A 14,627-nucleotide genomic window follows, 5' to 3' on the forward strand; every position below is an offset into this window, starting at 1 on the left:
GAGGAGTCGTACGCGTGGCCGCCGCTGCGGCGGGTGCGAGAAGAGCGGCTGTTCGTGCGCGTGGGGTTCATACAGAACCTTCCTTGATACGGCGCGTATCGAGGAATTCCGGCAGCGAATGAACAGCGTTGGGAATCACAGGCACGGGCCGAATGGGATGCGAAAGCAAGCGGCTTGGATCGGGTCGAATAAATGTCGACACGCAAGCGGGCGAGCGAAAGGAATGCGGGTGGCGCAGGTTCAGGTAAAAGACCTGCGAAACGCACGCAGCTGGGGCCCGCACCCCGAGGGATGCGGGCCCCAGCTACGTATTACGCGTCAGCGTCAGGCGGGAACGATGTTCTCGGCCGTCGGGCCCTTCTGGCCCTGCGCGATGTCGAAGGTGACCTTCTGGCCCTCCTGGAGCTCGCGGAAGCCCTGGGCGGCGATGTTCGAGAAGTGGGCGAACACGTCAGCGCCGCCACCGTCCTGCTCGATGAAGCCGAAACCCTTTTCCGCGTTGAACCACTTCACGGTGCCAGCAGCCATGTCATATCTCCTTTGGGCAGTACAACGGCATCCGTACCGTACGGACGCCGTGTCGCCGCGATGATGCCCTGCCCGGAAAATGACCGGAAATACAAAGCGCTTCCGTGCGGCACGCGGCCGGCAGGAGGCGCTCGAAGTTTTTGGGTACCAAAACTGCAACTGGTTTCGACAGTAGCACGTCCCCGCGGCCCGTGTGCGTCGAACATTTCCCCCCTGTGTGTCGCCGACAAAAACTCTCTCCGCGATGGCCGTTAAATTCTCAGGCCGCCAGCGCAGGTATTCATGTACTCCGAGTTCAGTACCGAGGCCGCCCTTCCGGAGCGTCACACGTGTTTACGACTGTCTCCACGTGAGTGCCGGCACCGGTGAGCAGCCTGCTCGTGGTCAGCCAGGACCGTGCGGGTTCGGCAGCGGATCCGGTGTCGACGGTGAAGTGGAGCCGGGTGCCGCCGTCGGGGGCCGGGTAACTGCGCTGTTCCGTTCCGGCGAAGGAACGGCGGATCGCTGAGGCGACCGCGCGGGCGGCCTCGGGAGAGGCGGCGACGATGCGGATCTCGGTGCGTCCTGTCTGCGGCAGCGTCTCGTGCTCGGTGGGGTACAAGGTGCGTGGTCCCTTCACGGGCGGGCGAGAGGCCGGCGGGTGGGTTGTCCCGGGTGTCGGGTGCCCCGCCCGCGGCCTTCGGTCGGAGGAGTGGTCCGAGGTCGGTCAGGGCCAGGTGCCCGTGAGCCCGCGGCTGGGGGCTTTCCCTGTCGGCGTGTGGTGGCTGTTGCCGGGCGGCCGGAAGATGACCGGGTAGGGGTCGCTGAAGTGGTGGGCTTCGATGCGTGCGGCGTGCTGGGCGTTGAGCCGGTGGATCAGGCGCATGCCGAGCGTGATCAGCAGGGCGACTGCCGCGAGCGCGATCAGGGTCTCCATGACGTCACCTCCGCGGGTTCGGGCGGAGCGGGATCATCCGTGCTCCGACGACCGGGTGCCGGAGCGGCGGCGGGGCGGCCCCGCCGTCCGTCTCCCAGGTGGCCTCGCTGCTTCGGGCGTCCCGCGTGCGACGGCCGGTCGCGGCCTCGTCGGTCATCAGAGCGTCGGCGGTGAGGACGCTGCCGGGGGTGGCGGCGGCGGTCATGAGGCGGGCGGCCGCGGCGGGTTCGGTCTCGGGCGGGATCACCAGCAGGTCGCAGCGGCCGACGGCGTAGGAGAGCAGGATCATCTTGTCGGGATCCTGTTCGGTGAACCAGCCCACGTGAACGGTGTGCCCGGTGACGGGGACCTTGTGCGGGACGACGGGCCAGCGGGTGGGGTTCACCGTGACGCGCGTGATGCGCCCGAAGCGGCCCTCCAGCGCGTCGATCAGTGACGGAAGCCCGGCTTCGAGGTCGCGTGACTCGGGCCACCAAGCGCCGTCCAACTGGCCGGCGAGGGTGGTCTCAGGTGTCAGCGACAGGCGCGCCGAGATGATGGGAGCGACGACAGTGGTCATGATCGCGGACCCGTCTCCGGGCCGCCCCGCAGGGCGGCCCAGTGTTTTGATCGCCGGAAACGACGTCCGCGTGGGAGCGGGTGCTCGACTTACTCCCGGTACCTTCAGCGTACTCCGCGCTGTGGTCGGACGAGCGGGTTCTGACCAGGCGATTTCCGACCGGGAACAGCGCCGGGCCGATGCTCGCGGGCGTGATCGCAGGCACGTGGAGTCGTGATCGCAGGCACGCGGAGTACCGTGAGACCACGGCGGTGAATCGTCGGCTATGAGGTGTCGGCGGCCCCGCGCAGGCAGGCGGACCACTCATGGCCGAATCTGACACCCCCACCCCTCGGAAGCTCCTTCCGGACGAGATCCATTGAGCGGTGAGGCCCGGCACGGCCCTGCTGAGGCTGGAGACGACGCACTCCCGCGAAGGCGTCCTCGACGGTGCCTGGTGGCCCCGTTCCCGGGACGTCGCGACCGAGCCGCCCACCCTGATCGAGGCGCTCACCGCACACCTCGGCCCCATCACGAGAGCCGGCCTGGACGGCGACGCCTGGGAGAAGGTCCCGACGCGCCTGGTCATCGACGGCCAGGTCGTCCATCTGGACTCGTTTCCCGTCGGTGACGACACCGTCCTCATCACCCGTGGCGACAACGACCACTTCGCCCTGTTGGTGGTCCCGCCGCACGCCACGGCGGATGCGGCCCGAGCGGCGACGGCCCGTGCGGTCGCCGCGGACAACGTCGCCCAGGCCGCCGAAATCCTTCTCGCCACGCTTCCCGAACCGGTGACCGACCGCAAGGAGTCGGCATGATCCAGCCGGCCCGCCGCTGAGCCCCCGACCGACCGAGGGGGCAGCCCTCGTCCACGCCGGTCACCCTTGTAGACGGACCGGTGGCCTTCACCCGCCGACAGCGGGGGTCTGCGGGCCGCTGAGCGAGCCGTACACTCGGCCCATGGGCCGCACACGTTCCTCGAGGCGGTGCCTGCAGCAGGCCGCCTCCGAGATGCGTCCGGCCGCCGGGGTTCCGACCGTCGTCGACCCGACCGGTGCGGCCCTCGCCGCGGCGCCCAAGACGCGCCGTACCGCCCTGCACGGCCACGGTTAGCGCTTCGCGCTTCGCGCCTCCGCTCCACATCACCACAGCAGCTTCCCGGCATGCCGCCGGCGCTGCCGCCTGGCTACGGCCGCACGCCCGGGCCCGAGCCCCCTCGAAGGGATCATTGTGAAGCTGAGCGCATTGCTGGCCGGGCAGGAGCACCACGTTCTCCAGGGTGATCCGGACACGACGCTGATCACCGCGGGGACCACCTTCGACGCCGACCGGGTGACGCCGGGCTCGCTCTTCATCGCCGTACCCGGGCACCGGGAGGGCGGCCCCGGCTCCGTCTCGCCCGCCCTGGCCCGGGGCGCCGCCGCCGTCCTCGTCGACGGCAGCGGACCCGCCCTGCCGACCGGGGTATGGCCCCCGGGCACCTGCGCCGTCCGGGTACCCGACACGCGGACGGCCGCCGCGGTGGTCACCTCCCGTTACTTCGGCGAGCCCGGGCGGCAGATGGACATGGTGGCGATCACCGGCACCAACGGGAAGACCTCCGTCTCGTACATGATCGAGTCCGTCCTCCGCATCGCCGAGGGCGCCAAGGTGGGGGTGATCGGAACCGCCGGAAGCAGGATCGGCGACGAGCCGATCCCCATGCCGCCATCGGTTCTGACCACGCCTGAATCCCCCGACCTGCAGTACCTGCTGGGGTGCATGCGCGACCGCGGGGCGGCCGGCGTGGTGCTGGAGGCCACCTCGATGGCGCTGCTGACGCACCGGGTGGACCGTACGTTCATCGACGTCGGGGTCTTCACCAACCTGACGCAGGACCACCTGGACGACCACGGGACGATGGCGGACTACCGGGACGCCAAGCTGCGGCTCTTCCAGGGCCTGTGCCGACGTGCGGTGGTCAACGCCGACGACCCGGTGGGCGCGTCCATCGTGTCGATGATGCCGGGTGCCGTGACCACCTACGCCCTGGACCGCCCGGCCGACTACCGGGCCACCGACCTCGTGGTGAGTGCCTCGGGTACACGGTTCACCCTCCACCACGACGGACGCGCCCACCCGGCCTCGATCCCCGTCCCCGGCCGGTTCTCGGTGGCCAACGCGCTGGCCACGGTGGCGGCCTGCCACGTGCTGGGGCACGAGCTGGGCCCGCTGGTCGACGCGCTCGACCGGATGCCGCCCGTCCCGGGCCGGATGGAACGCTTCCGGACCCCGCTGGGCACGTCGGTGATCGTGGACTACGCCCACTCGCCGGACTCCCTGGACAAGGTCCTGACCACCCTCCGGGGCTTCACCCGCGGCCGGGTGATCACGGTCTTCGGCTGCGGCGGAGACCGCGACACCACCAAACGGGCCGAGATGGGTCAGATCGCCGGGACCCATTCCGACCTCTGTGTCCTGACCTCGGACAACCCCCGCAACGAGGACCCCGAGGCCATCCTGGACCAGGTCGCCCCCGGCCTCACGGCGACCGGCACCCCCTTCCGGCGCTACACCGACCGCCGCCGGGCGATCGCCTTCGCCCTGTCCGAGGCGGGCCCCGACGACACGGTCCTGATCGCCGGCAAGGGCAGCGAACCCCACCAGATCGTCGGCGAGAAGCTGCTCCCCTTCAGCGATATGGCCACGGTGCGCGAACTGGCCCAGACCTAGGGCCGGTATGTCCCACCGGCCAGTGCTGTGACCGCGTGCTCGTGGTGCTGGGTGGAAGCGACGACGCTTCCACCAGAACGCTTATGGCTGTCACCCCGGTTGCGAGTGCTGTTCCTGAATCGCTCGATGCAGACAACAAAGAAGGCCCAGGTCGCTGACCTGGGCCTTCTCGTAAGAGCGGATGACGGGAATCGAACCCGCGCCATAAGCTTGAAAATCACCGACGCCCGTCTCGATCATCTGTGGTCTGACCTGCGGAAACGCTCCTTGGAATGGCATTCCTCGCCGCTCCCGAGACGCCCGTGTCGACCGCTGTTCACCGCTCTGAAGGGCACGGCTGGGGCACGCTGCCAGAGCCTGGAAGCGATCTACGTCGACACCAGCATCGCGCTCGGCATCATCGGCGCCGTCGTCGACGGGCTCCTCCTCCTGCTCCTCGTCGGCATCGTGCTGTTCGTGGCCGACCTCATCCATGCCGCCATGCGCATGCGCCGCTCATCGCCGCCTCGTCCGGTGACGGATCAGAGTCCGTCGCACCCGCACGGAGCTGGTCGGCACACGCCGTGGATGGAGACGGAAACGGATACGCCTCGTGGCCCGATGCCGAAGCCATCGTCACGAGTGGGAGCTAGCCTGCCCCGCGTCGAGCCGCACTCGTGCCAGAGGCGGACGCTTGCGCGTCCTCGTCGAACAGGAAGGTTTCGATCTCCCCGAAGTCGGGCGCCTGGAAGGGATTTGTGGTGGGACGCGGTGATGCTGCGGCGGCGCAGGGGGGCGCCCCTTCCGGAGCGGAGAACGGCGAGGTCAGGTCGATGAGAGGGGTCCTCTTCATTGCGGGTCCATGAACGGATCTGGTGTGCCGTGACCGGGCACGGCGGTCCTACAGCTTGCTCATCTTGGCGTACGGACTCACGATCCGCTCTTGCGCCGAGCCGAAATCCACGACCGCCGCGATCCCATCCTCGATGCCGGTGACCCGGCCGAGGCCGTGCACGTCGTGTGTGACCTGGTCGCCTACGGCGAACTGCTTAGGAGGCAGCGTGACCGGGGCTTTGAAGGGGCTGGTGGGCAAAAAGCGCTTCGGAGCACTTGGCTTTGTCATTGCCACCAGTATGAGCCCACGCACATCCGCTACGGCCGTTCACGTCCGCAGCGCGCGGTAGCTGAGAAGGGTCTCGCCGAAAAGCAACAGCCCCAGGTCGCTGACCCGGGGCTGTTGCTGTGGAGCGGATGACGGGAATCGAACCCGCGCCATAAGCTTGGGAACCACGCGGCACCTGAGCCTGGGCGTCGCCTCTGACCAGCCCTGTCTCGTAGGCGGCGAGTTCGAGGCCGGGAGGGAGGGGCCGGACCGGGCCGGTCACGGTCAGGTCGACGGGCAGTCCGGTGTCCCGGGCCCGTCCGACCGGTGTTTCCAACTGGTCCAGGCCCGGTTGCGGGGTGAGCTCCGCCGAAGTGCCGGCCAGATCCTGGCCTTCGTCCGTCCCCTCGCTCCCCTCGGCCATGGTGAGCAGGCCCACGACGTGGCGCAGCTCGGTCATGGCGGCCCCCCCGGCCGCTTCGACGGCGAGCAGCGCCTCTTTGGCCCCCTCGGAGGAGGTTTTCATGATCTTGTGGGCGGCGCCTGCCGGGATGAACATCACGCTGACGTCGTGAGTGACGACGTCGTGCAGTTCGCGAGCGATCCTGGCCCGCTCGTGCTCGACCGCCCGGCACAGCTCCTCGGCCTGTTCGTGCTCCAGGGCGGACAGCCGGGCGCGCCCCTCGTCGGTCCGGAGTTTCCAGGTACGCAGGCCGACGGTGGCCACGGCCATCGGGCCAGGATCAGCGGGGCGATGTACTCGTTGGGGACGATCGGTGTCACCGAATTCCCCGAGGTGCCGGCCAGGACGACCGACACCGGTAGCGCCGCCAGTGCCGCCACCCGGTACGGGCTGTAGGCGGCGGGACGCCGTCGCCTGCTCACCGGGTCCTTCGCACGAGACGGACCCGGGACCTGGTCCCGGGCCGAGACACCCGGGCGGAGGACGGCCCTGGGGCGACAGCCCTCCGCCTCCGGGGCTCACTCGGTGACGGCTCGCGTCATCTGACGAAGTTCCGCGTCAGCTGCGAGACGTTCTCGCTGACCAGCAGCCACGCGTGCTCCACACACCCCACGTTGGTGTTGCTCGCGCCGGACAGGACCGTGCTCGAGTCCGGATTGATCAACTCGTCGCACGTGGACCAGAAGGTCCCGTAGTTGACGGCCCCGGGCGTCTCGTCGCCGCTGTTGAGCGCGGTCAGGAAGGTGCTGCCCGTCGCCATCTCCTTGCACGACGCGAGCGCCCAGTCGCAGACCTGTGCCGCGTTCGTGCCGTGGTTCGGGCCGCCCAGGGACACCCAGTCGTCGACGTACGAGGTGCCGCCGAGGAACTTCAGGTACCAGCGCGAGCCCAGGCCGCCCATCGAGTGGGTGACGACGTCCACCTTCGCCGCGCCGGTGCGGGCGCGCAGCGCGTTGACCTGATCGCGGATCTGCGCGGCGGTCGTCTCGTTCGACTGGAACGGGTTGTACGACATCGCGTACAGCCGGTCGGCCGGCCAGCCGGACGCCTTGAAGTCGGAGACCATCTCGTTGAAGTTCCACGCGCCGCCCTTGTATCCGTGGACGAACAGAACCGGATCGGGCACCGCCGCCTGGGCCGGGGCCGCAGGCAGCAGGACGGCCGCCGCCGCGGCACAGGCCGCGGCGGCGGAGAGCGCACGGGTGAATCGTCGCATCGGGGTTCCTCTCACTCGCTGGGGGAGCCCCAGAGTGAGGGCGGCGCGACGCCACGGCCATCGGCTGTTTCACCGGTCTTTACACGCCGGTAACTTAGCTCTAGCGTTACGAGACATGCCAGTTGGGCCACGCAGCGCGGGTGCGCCGGGACAACAGTCGGGTGAGTGCGCCCCCGGGCTGTCGCAGGACGGCGTGAGCGTTCGCATCCGGCTCGCGGTGTACGGCGACGCGCGCGCGGCGGCCGAGTTCACCGCCGCGCTCACCGCGCGTGAACGCGCCGGCCTCGACCCGCTGCCGGATCCGCTGACCCGCCGGCTGCTGGCCACGGAACAGCACCGCGCCCGCCTCGCCCGGCTGCCGGCCGCCACGCGCCGACTGCTGCTGCTCGCCGCCGCCGACCAGCACCCCGTGGAGAGCCGGGCGTTCGACCGCGCGGTGGTCGCCGCCGGGCACGAGCCCACGGACCTCGAACCCGCCGAGGAGGCCGGCCTCATCCGCTCCACCGCCGCCGGTCTCGTCTTCACCGACCCGCTGGTACGGGACGTGGTGTATGACAGCGCCGGACCCGAGGAGCGGCGCCTCGCCCACCGGTCGCTGGCGCTCGTCCTCGACCCGAGGACCGAGCCCGGCCCGTGGAACTGGCATCGTGCCTGCGCCTCCCTCGGCCCGAGCAGCCGCCTCGCCCGCGCCCTGGCCGGCGCACCCGCCCCCGACCCGGCGACCGCTGCCCACCACGCGGAACGCTCCGCGCTCCTCAGCCCCGACACCGCCGTCCGCCACGCCGCCCTCGCCCGTGCCGCCCTCCACGCCTGGCACGGCGGCCGGCCCGACCGGGCACGCTGCCTCCTCGCCGCCGCGGAACGCACGGCTCCCGGCACGGATCCCCGCGTGCGGCTGCTGCGCGGCCTGGTCACCTTGCGCTCCGGGCATGCCCCCGATGCCTACGACGACCTTGCCGAGGCGGCGACCTCGGCTTTCGCCGGCGCGCGGGGGGCGTACGCCGTGACCGGCGCGGGGCGTTCGGCGACCGGCGGTACGCCTGCGGGCTACGCCTTCGCCGCCCCCGCGACCGCCGCGTACGCCCTCGCGTACGCCGCCGAAGTCGGCCACTACACCGGCGACCTGCAGCGCTGCCACCAGGCCGCGGTCCTCGCCCGGAAGAGCCCGCCCCCGTCCGCTCCCGCCGCCCGCGCCCTGCTCGCCGGACTCACCGGGATCGCCTCCGCCGTACGTGGCCGCTACGCCGAGGCCGCCGTCCGGCTCCGTGAAGCCGTGTCCCTCGCCCGGCACGGCGACGACCCCACCGTGCTGGTGCACGCGGCGCTGGCCGCGCTCTACCTCGGCGACGACGGCCTCGCCCTGGCCGTGGCGCACCGGGCCGAGTCCGCCGCCCGCGCCCAGGGCGAACACGCCGCCCTGCCCCGGCTGCTGGAGTTCCGCGCGTACGCCGAGGCGTGGAACGGGCGCCTCGGCGCCGCGACGGTCACCGCGGTCGACGCGCACCGCCTCGCCCGCGAAACCGGCCAGGACAACGTCGCCTGCCACATCCTGGCCGGCCTCGCCCTGCTGGCCGCGGTCCAGGGCGACACCACCACGTGCCGGGACCGCGCCCGGCAGGCCCGGACGTACGCGGCGGAGCACGGCATCGGGCTCGCCACGGCGCTCAGCCTCTGGGCGCTCGCCTACCTCGACCTCACGCAGGGCCGCCCCGCCGAGGCCGCCTCCCAGCTGCGCACCCTGGCCCGCCTCGGCCCCGGGCACGGGCATCCGGCGATTCGGCTGCTCTCCACCCCGCACTATGTGGAGGCCGCCGTCCGCGCCGGTGAACCGGCCGCCGCGGCCGCGGCGGCCGTCGGCTACACACGCTGGGCGGGCACCGTCGCCAGCCCGGGGCATCTGGCCCTCGCGGCTCGCTGCCGGGCCCTGCTCGCCTCCGGCGGGGAGGCCCTCGCCCACTACCGTGACGCCCTGGACCTGCACGACGCGGACGGCCGTCACCTCGAACGCGCGCGGACCGAGTTGCTGTACGGCATCGCCCTCCGGCGGATGCGGCGTGCCACGGAGGCGCGGGACCGACTGCGTGCGGCGCTCCAGGCGTTCGAGCAGTTCGGGGCCCTGCCCAGCGCGCGGCATGCGGAGGCGGAGCTGCGCGCACTCGGCGATACGGCCCGGTGCGCCCGCCTCCCGGCAGCGGCGGCTCTCGGCGCGCTCACCGCACAGCAGACCCTGATCGCGAGGATGGTGGCGGACGGAGCGACGAATCGCGAGATCGCGATCCGGATGGTTCTCAGTCCCCGCACGATCGACCACCACCTTCGTGGCGTCTACGTCCGCCTCGGCATCTCGTCGCGGGTGGAACTCGCGCGCCTTGTCGACGCACAGGGCACGGCAGGCACCCTTAGAGGTCCGGACAACGACGAAGCCCCAGGCCGCTGACCTGGGGCTTCGCTATGGAGCGGATGACGGGAATCGCACCCGCGCTACAAGCTTGGGAATCACCCACCTGCCGCGATCATCCGGCATCTGACCTCTGAGAACACCTGTTGGAACGGCTTCTCTGGCTGCCTTCGAGGCATCCGTGGCGACCCCTGTTCACCGCCCTGAAGGGCATGAAGGGGGCACGTTCCTCCGCAGCCGCTGGGGCGCCGGCGGATCTGTGGCCGTCCTCCTTGGCTGATGCCCGGTGCGCGTACGTCGAGGAAAATGGCGGCGCGGTCTGTACCGATGCCCTCTAGGGTCCTGGGTTCATGACGCCGTTCCTTCGCCCGCCCGCTCTCCCCGCCGATGAGCTCCTGCTTCTCCTACGGGAGTCGTTCCCCGAGGGCGAGGCCGCGCGGGCCGTGACAGAAACGGGCGTCGACATCGTCGGAGTGCGCGTGCCGTCCGAGCGAGCCCGGGACGCGTGGGAGGTTGGGCGGCGCGGGCACGGAGAGACCGGCTGGTGGCCCTATGTCACGACCGCCTCACCGGAAGAGGAGGCCGCCCACCACGACAAATGGGGCTGCGACACGGCCGAGTGGGGCGTTCGGCCGCTGAGGCCGTCCGTCAAGACCACGACGCCCGGGCCGCGTCGGTCGTGGTCTCGAGCTTCCGGTGGTCGACCCAGGGCCTCCCCTTCGATGACGAGGACTTCCAGGGCTGGCGGGACGACTACGATCCCGACCGTCTGGCACCACTGCTCGGCCCGGCGGTGGTGGGGCCGAGGCTGGGGGTGCCGCGGTGGGCCATCGATCGCAGTATCTCTTTCAGCGGCATGCGGTGGATCAACTTCGTGGCTGCGCGGGGCGGTTACGAGGTGCCCGTGCTTCTCCCCTGCCTGTACAACAATCAGAACTGGTTCGGGCACGGCGGCCGGTTCCTGACTCCCCTTGATGACGCGGCTCTCCTGCGCCGCTGGCAGGAGCAGTGGGGCGCACAGCTGTTCTTCGCCACAGGCCCCTACCTGGAGCTGGTGGTCGACCGACCGCCCCTGGACCCACAGGGCGCCGCGCAGGCCACCACAGAGCTGTTCGCCTACTGCGGCGACACGGTGCAGGACGCGATCAGAACCGGGGACGGCATGGCCCGTTCGACGATGTGGTCCCTCTGGTGGGACTGAGCCGGACGGCTCGGCGCGGAACGGGTTCGCAGGGGAAACTCACCCGGGCGATCGGTTCCGCGTGAGCTGGTGGTCTGCCAACCACGGGGCATCGCCTCGAAGACCGGCTCGTCCGGCCGGAGCATCGGCAGGCCGTCGACCGGGGCTCGTACGGCCGATCGTGTTCGGATCCAGATGAAGCCCGGTCCGGCCCCCGGGCAGGACCGGGAACGGCGACTTCGGTACCTGTCCGGCGCCGGTCCGCGCCGGGTCACCAGCACGACCGCGGGTCTTGTACGTGCTCTGGCGAGTGCCGGTCCTCTCCCCTGCCCAGACCGGTCCGGACCAGGAAGCCGGGGTCCACGTCCCCCGGCGGGGCAGCGATGTGCACCCGCTGGGTCCCGGGGATGCCCACTTCGACGAGGACTCCGCCGCGGAACATCCACAGACCGAACAGGTCGTCGTCCTCGTCGTGCAGCATGACCTGCACGCAGGCCGGCTCGTTCCACGGCAGGGACTCCAGGTCCTTGAGCACGCCCCTGCGCCGGTCCCACCGCTCGAACTCGATGTGCCAGCCCCCTACGAACCAGGGGACCTGCACGAAGCAGCCGTGCCAGGTGCGGGCCTCGTCCGGCCGCGTCAGCGGCTCCATCACCTCGTCCTCGTATCGCGCCAGCACGATGATCTGCGCCATTCTGCTCATGCCCCCATGCCACACCGTGCCAGGTGCCGAGGGCAATCGGTTGGGGGCCCGAAGCCGGCGGGGCTGCTTCCTTACGCCGTACCGACCCTGAACAGGTCCCTGATGGCACGCGAATGGCATGCGCCCCAACAGGTCTGGACAACAACGAAGCCCCAGGTCTCTGACCTGGGGCTTCGTTCAAGAGCGGATGACGGGAATCGAACCCGCGCTATAAGCTTGGGAAGCTCATGTTCTACCATTAAACTACATCCGCACAACGGCCGTGTGATCCGTGCCGCATCGTTGCACACTGTACCCCATGCGCCACTTGAGACGAAGCTCCCGCCTTTTCGCGCACGGAGTGCCGTCCGGAGGGCGCCCCCTTCATCCCCTAATGTGGCTGCTCGTCCAGCATGTGTGTAGGGGAAGGGACTTGATGGGTTCCATGGAGCGCACCGTCGTCCGTTGTGCCGAAGGGCACGTGTTCAGTACCGCCTCGTTCCCGCTTCAGCAGCTCGGGTCCGCGCGGATCGGGCCGGGGCGGCTCATCCGGTGTCCGCGCTGTGCGCGGCTGCGGCACGCGGTGCCGGTGGAGCTCGGACGGCGCTGACGGGTGCCGGGGCGCGGACGCCTGCCGATTGGGGCAGGTCCGCGCCCTCTGCGTATCGTGGGGGCGTGCTTCTCTCAGACAAGGACATCCGGGCCGAGATCGATGCCGGACGGGTGCGCATCGACCCGTACGACGAATCCATGGTGCAGCCCTCGAGCATCGACGTGAGGCTTGACCGCTTCTTCCGGGTGTTCGAGAACCACCGTCACCCCCACATCGACCCCGCCGTCGAGCAGCTGGACCTGACCCGTGAGGTCGAGCCCGAGGGTGACGAGGCGTTCATCCTCCACCCCGGCGAGTTCGTGCTCGCGTCGACCTACGAGGTCATCACCCTCCCGGACGACATCGCGTCGCGGCTGGAAGGGAAGAGTTCTCTGGGGCGGCTCGGGCTGGTCACGCATTCGACGGCCGGCTTCATCGACCCCGGGTTCTCCGGGCACGTGACCCTGGAGCTGTCGAACCTCGCCACCCTGCCGATCAAGCTCTGGCCGGGCATGAAGATCGGGCAGCTCTGCATGTTCCGGCTGAGCTCGCCCGCCGAGTTCCCGTACGGGAGCGAGCGGTACGGCTCCCGTTACCAGGGCCAGCGGGGGCCGACGGCCTCCCGTTCGTTCATGAACTTCCATCGGACCCAGGTGTGAGGCGGTCGCAGGCATGAGTGAAGTACGCGAGAACCTGACGTACGAGGGTTTCGGACGCGCCGTCCGTGAGCTGGCGCAGGCCGTCGCCGACGACGGCTACGAGCCCGACGTCGTGCTGTCCATCGCCCGCGGCGGCGTCTTCGTCGCCGGCGGCCTGGCCTACGCCCTGGACTGCAAGAACATCCACCTCGTGAACGTCGAGTTCTACACGGGGGTGGGGACGACGCTGGAGATGCCGGTCATGCTGGCGCCCGTCCCGAACGCGATCGACTTCAGCGACAAGAAGGTGCTGATCGCCGACGACGTCGCGGACACCGGCAAGACCCTCAAGCTCGTCCACGACTTCTGCGTCGACCACGTCGCCGAGGTCCGTTCGGCCGTCATCTACGAGAAGTCGCACTCCCTCGTGAAGTGCGAGTACGTGTGGAAGAAGACCGACGAGTGGATCAACTTCCCCTGGTCGGTCGAGCCGCCGGTCGTGAAGCGCGAGGGCCAGGTCCTCGACGCCTGAGCCGATCACGAAGAAGGCCCCCACCGCTTGCGGTGGGGGCCTTCTTCCGTACGTGTGCCTCTTACAGCGTGCCCAGCTTGATCAGGCTCAGCAGGGCCACCAGCTGGATCGCCGACGCGCCCAGGGCCTTCGGCCAGGGCAGGTCGTGCGAGCGGCTCACCATCACGGTGAAGAGCGCTCCCGCCGCCAGCCAGGTCAGCCAGCCGATCACCTGCACGAGGCCGTTCTCGCCGCCCAGGAAGAGCGCGAAGACCAGCCGGGGCGCGTCCGTGATCGACATGATCAGCATCGAGAGGCCCACGGTCGGCTGCCAGGCCCCGTCGCCGCCCAGCTGGCGCGCCAGGGTGTGGGTGACCGCGCCCAGGATGAGTCCGCCGACGACGAAGCCGAGGCCGGTCATCAGGACGTACGGGACCGCCGTCGACAGGGTCGCGTTGATCGCCTCTTCGCGCGCCGTGTCGAAGCCGAAGATCGCGAGCAGTCCGTAGAGGAAGGCCACGATCAGCGCCGGGCCCCAGACGGCGTGGTCCCGCATCCGCAGGAAGGTGTCCGAGGGGCGGAGCACGATGCCGCTCAGGAGCGCCTGCCAGCGGAGCCGGGGGCCCGTCGGTGCGGGGGGCGCCTGGTACTCCCCGGGCTGGGCGTACGGGTCGTCGACGCTGAACATCTGGGTGTGGCCCGGGTTGTTCGCCGTCGCCGCGTGCGGGTGCTGCGGCCGGCCGTACGGCTCGCCGAAGTACTCCGGCTCCTCACCGTAAGGCCGCTGCTGTCCGCCCGGCTGCTGCCCGTACGGCGCCGGGCCGCCCTGACCCGGGCCCTGCTGGGGCCACTGCTGCTGCGGGTACGGCGGCGGGGCCGCGTTGTACCCGTACGGCGCCTGCTGCGGTTGTTGTTGCGGGGGGCGGTTGTCCCTGCCGCGTCCGTTCCTGAATCCAGCCACGTCGTCGAACGTACCCGCTTCCGCCGTGCGAGCGCTCCTCGGGCCGCTCCTTGCCACTGAGCTGTGACATCCCCTAGGGGGCCGCCGGACGTGCGGAAGGGGCGCCCCCCCCCCGCCCGGGGGGGGGCGGCGACCCCGCGAGTAGGGCGGGGCAGTCGGCCAACCCCCGGGTCCGGGCCCAGGGGGGGAACCCCACGGGCGCCCCCCC

16 protein-coding genes, 1 tRNA gene and 1 pseudogene are annotated in these 14,627 nt (G+C 70.5%); 7 read left to right on the plus strand and 11 right to left on the minus strand.

What is annotated here, in order from left to right:
• Nucleotides 1-324 precede the first annotated feature (324 nt).
• From ACFWUY_RS21060 to ACFWUY_RS21075, 4 genes are all read right to left on the minus strand, one after another.
• Nucleotides 325-528 (minus strand): cold-shock protein, encoded by a 204-nt coding sequence (locus tag ACFWUY_RS21060; RefSeq protein ID WP_285341619.1) that lies wholly within the window; start codon nucleotides 526-528, stop codon nucleotides 325-327.
• Nucleotides 529-823: 295 nt separating this feature from the next.
• On the minus strand, nucleotides 824-1,129 hold the full coding sequence (locus tag ACFWUY_RS21065) for a hypothetical protein (protein ID WP_384110703.1): 306 nt from the start codon (nucleotides 1,127-1,129) through the stop codon (nucleotides 824-826).
• A gap of 105 nt (nucleotides 1,130-1,234) precedes the next feature.
• Entirely contained in the window at nucleotides 1,235-1,444 is a 210-nt protein-coding gene (locus tag ACFWUY_RS21070; protein ID WP_384110705.1) for a hypothetical protein, read from the minus strand.
• A gap of 4 nt (nucleotides 1,445-1,448) precedes the next feature.
• Nucleotides 1,449-2,003, minus strand: coding sequence for a DUF5994 family protein (locus ACFWUY_RS21075; protein WP_384110708.1), 555 nt, complete (start codon nucleotides 2,001-2,003; stop codon nucleotides 1,449-1,451).
• 365 nt (nucleotides 2,004-2,368) lie between these two features.
• On the opposite strand from ACFWUY_RS21075, the gene ACFWUY_RS21080 reads away from it, so the two are divergent.
• From ACFWUY_RS21080 to ACFWUY_RS21090, 3 genes are all read left to right on the plus strand, one after another.
• Entirely contained in the window at nucleotides 2,369-2,803 is a 435-nt protein-coding gene (locus ACFWUY_RS21080; protein ID WP_384110710.1) for a DUF5994 family protein, read from the plus strand.
• Between the two features lie 142 nt (nucleotides 2,804-2,945).
• Entirely contained in the window at nucleotides 2,946-3,098 is a 153-nt protein-coding gene (locus ACFWUY_RS21085; RefSeq protein ID WP_384110713.1) for a hypothetical protein, read from the plus strand.
• A 117-nt stretch (nucleotides 3,099-3,215) separates the two neighbouring features.
• Nucleotides 3,216-4,697, plus strand: coding sequence for a UDP-N-acetylmuramoyl-L-alanyl-D-glutamate--2,6-diaminopimelate ligase (locus ACFWUY_RS21090; RefSeq protein ID WP_384110716.1), 1,482 nt, complete (start codon nucleotides 3,216-3,218; stop codon nucleotides 4,695-4,697).
• A gap of 90 nt (nucleotides 4,698-4,787) precedes the next feature.
• On the opposite strand, the gene ACFWUY_RS21095 is transcribed toward ACFWUY_RS21090, so the two are convergent.
• The 4 genes and pseudogenes from ACFWUY_RS21095 to ACFWUY_RS21110 all read right to left on the minus strand — a co-directional run bounded on the left by ACFWUY_RS21095 (nucleotide 4,788) and on the right by ACFWUY_RS21110 (nucleotide 7,457).
• Nucleotides 4,788-5,171: a hypothetical protein gene (locus ACFWUY_RS21095; RefSeq protein WP_384110719.1), complete on the minus strand. Its 384-nt coding sequence runs from the start codon at nucleotides 5,169-5,171 to the stop codon at nucleotides 4,788-4,790.
• 406 nt (nucleotides 5,172-5,577) lie between these two features.
• A complete protein-coding gene (locus tag ACFWUY_RS21100; RefSeq protein ID WP_384110721.1) occupies nucleotides 5,578-5,799 on the minus strand; it encodes a hypothetical protein in 222 nt (73 codons plus the stop codon).
• Nucleotides 5,800-6,007: 208 nt separating this feature from the next.
• Nucleotides 6,008-6,642: pseudogene (locus ACFWUY_RS21105) on the minus strand (sensor histidine kinase); the annotation flags it as partial.
• Nucleotides 6,643-6,779: 137 nt separating this feature from the next.
• The gene (locus tag ACFWUY_RS21110; protein ID WP_384110724.1) at nucleotides 6,780-7,457 is read right to left on the minus strand and encodes an esterase/lipase family protein; all 678 of its coding nucleotides are present in this window, start codon (nucleotides 7,455-7,457) and stop codon (nucleotides 6,780-6,782) included.
• A gap of 193 nt (nucleotides 7,458-7,650) precedes the next feature.
• Here ACFWUY_RS21110 and ACFWUY_RS21115 point away from each other — a divergent pair, with 193 nt between their 5' ends.
• Together ACFWUY_RS21115 and ACFWUY_RS21120 are read left to right on the plus strand one after the other, a co-directional pair.
• Nucleotides 7,651-9,894 (plus strand): LuxR C-terminal-related transcriptional regulator, encoded by a 2,244-nt coding sequence (locus ACFWUY_RS21115; protein ID WP_384110729.1) that lies wholly within the window; start codon nucleotides 7,651-7,653, stop codon nucleotides 9,892-9,894.
• Nucleotides 9,895-10,453: 559 nt separating this feature from the next.
• On the plus strand, nucleotides 10,454-11,056 hold the full coding sequence (locus ACFWUY_RS21120; protein ID WP_384110732.1) for a DUF4253 domain-containing protein: 603 nt from the start codon (nucleotides 10,454-10,456) through the stop codon (nucleotides 11,054-11,056).
• A 250-nt stretch (nucleotides 11,057-11,306) separates the two neighbouring features.
• Here ACFWUY_RS21120 and ACFWUY_RS21125 read toward each other — a convergent pair whose 3' ends face one another.
• Both ACFWUY_RS21125 and ACFWUY_RS21130 read right to left on the minus strand, forming a co-directional pair.
• Nucleotides 11,307-11,738 (minus strand): hypothetical protein, encoded by a 432-nt coding sequence (locus tag ACFWUY_RS21125; RefSeq protein ID WP_384110735.1) that lies wholly within the window; start codon nucleotides 11,736-11,738, stop codon nucleotides 11,307-11,309.
• Nucleotides 11,739-11,920: 182 nt separating this feature from the next.
• Nucleotides 11,921-11,991 (minus strand) — tRNA-Gly (locus tag ACFWUY_RS21130).
• A 401-nt stretch (nucleotides 11,992-12,392) separates the two neighbouring features.
• Here ACFWUY_RS21130 and dcd point away from each other — a divergent pair.
• Together dcd and ACFWUY_RS21140 are read left to right on the plus strand one after the other, a co-directional pair.
• On the plus strand, nucleotides 12,393-12,968 hold the full coding sequence (dcd, locus tag ACFWUY_RS21135; protein ID WP_030209939.1) for a dCTP deaminase: 576 nt from the start codon (nucleotides 12,393-12,395) through the stop codon (nucleotides 12,966-12,968).
• 13 nt (nucleotides 12,969-12,981) lie between these two features.
• On the plus strand, nucleotides 12,982-13,479 hold the full coding sequence (locus tag ACFWUY_RS21140) for a phosphoribosyltransferase (protein WP_384110738.1): 498 nt from the start codon (nucleotides 12,982-12,984) through the stop codon (nucleotides 13,477-13,479).
• Between the two features lie 61 nt (nucleotides 13,480-13,540).
• Here ACFWUY_RS21140 and ACFWUY_RS21145 read toward each other — a convergent pair whose 3' ends face one another.
• Nucleotides 13,541-14,419, minus strand: a complete 879-nt coding sequence (locus ACFWUY_RS21145) for a Yip1 family protein (RefSeq protein ID WP_384110741.1) — start codon at nucleotides 14,417-14,419, stop codon at nucleotides 13,541-13,543.
• Nucleotides 14,420-14,627: the final 208 nt, after the last annotated feature.

Source organism: Streptomyces sp. NPDC058664 (genome assembly GCF_042716635.1).
In the GTDB taxonomy this organism is placed as follows: Bacteria; Actinomycetota; Actinomycetes; order Streptomycetales; family Streptomycetaceae; genus Streptomyces.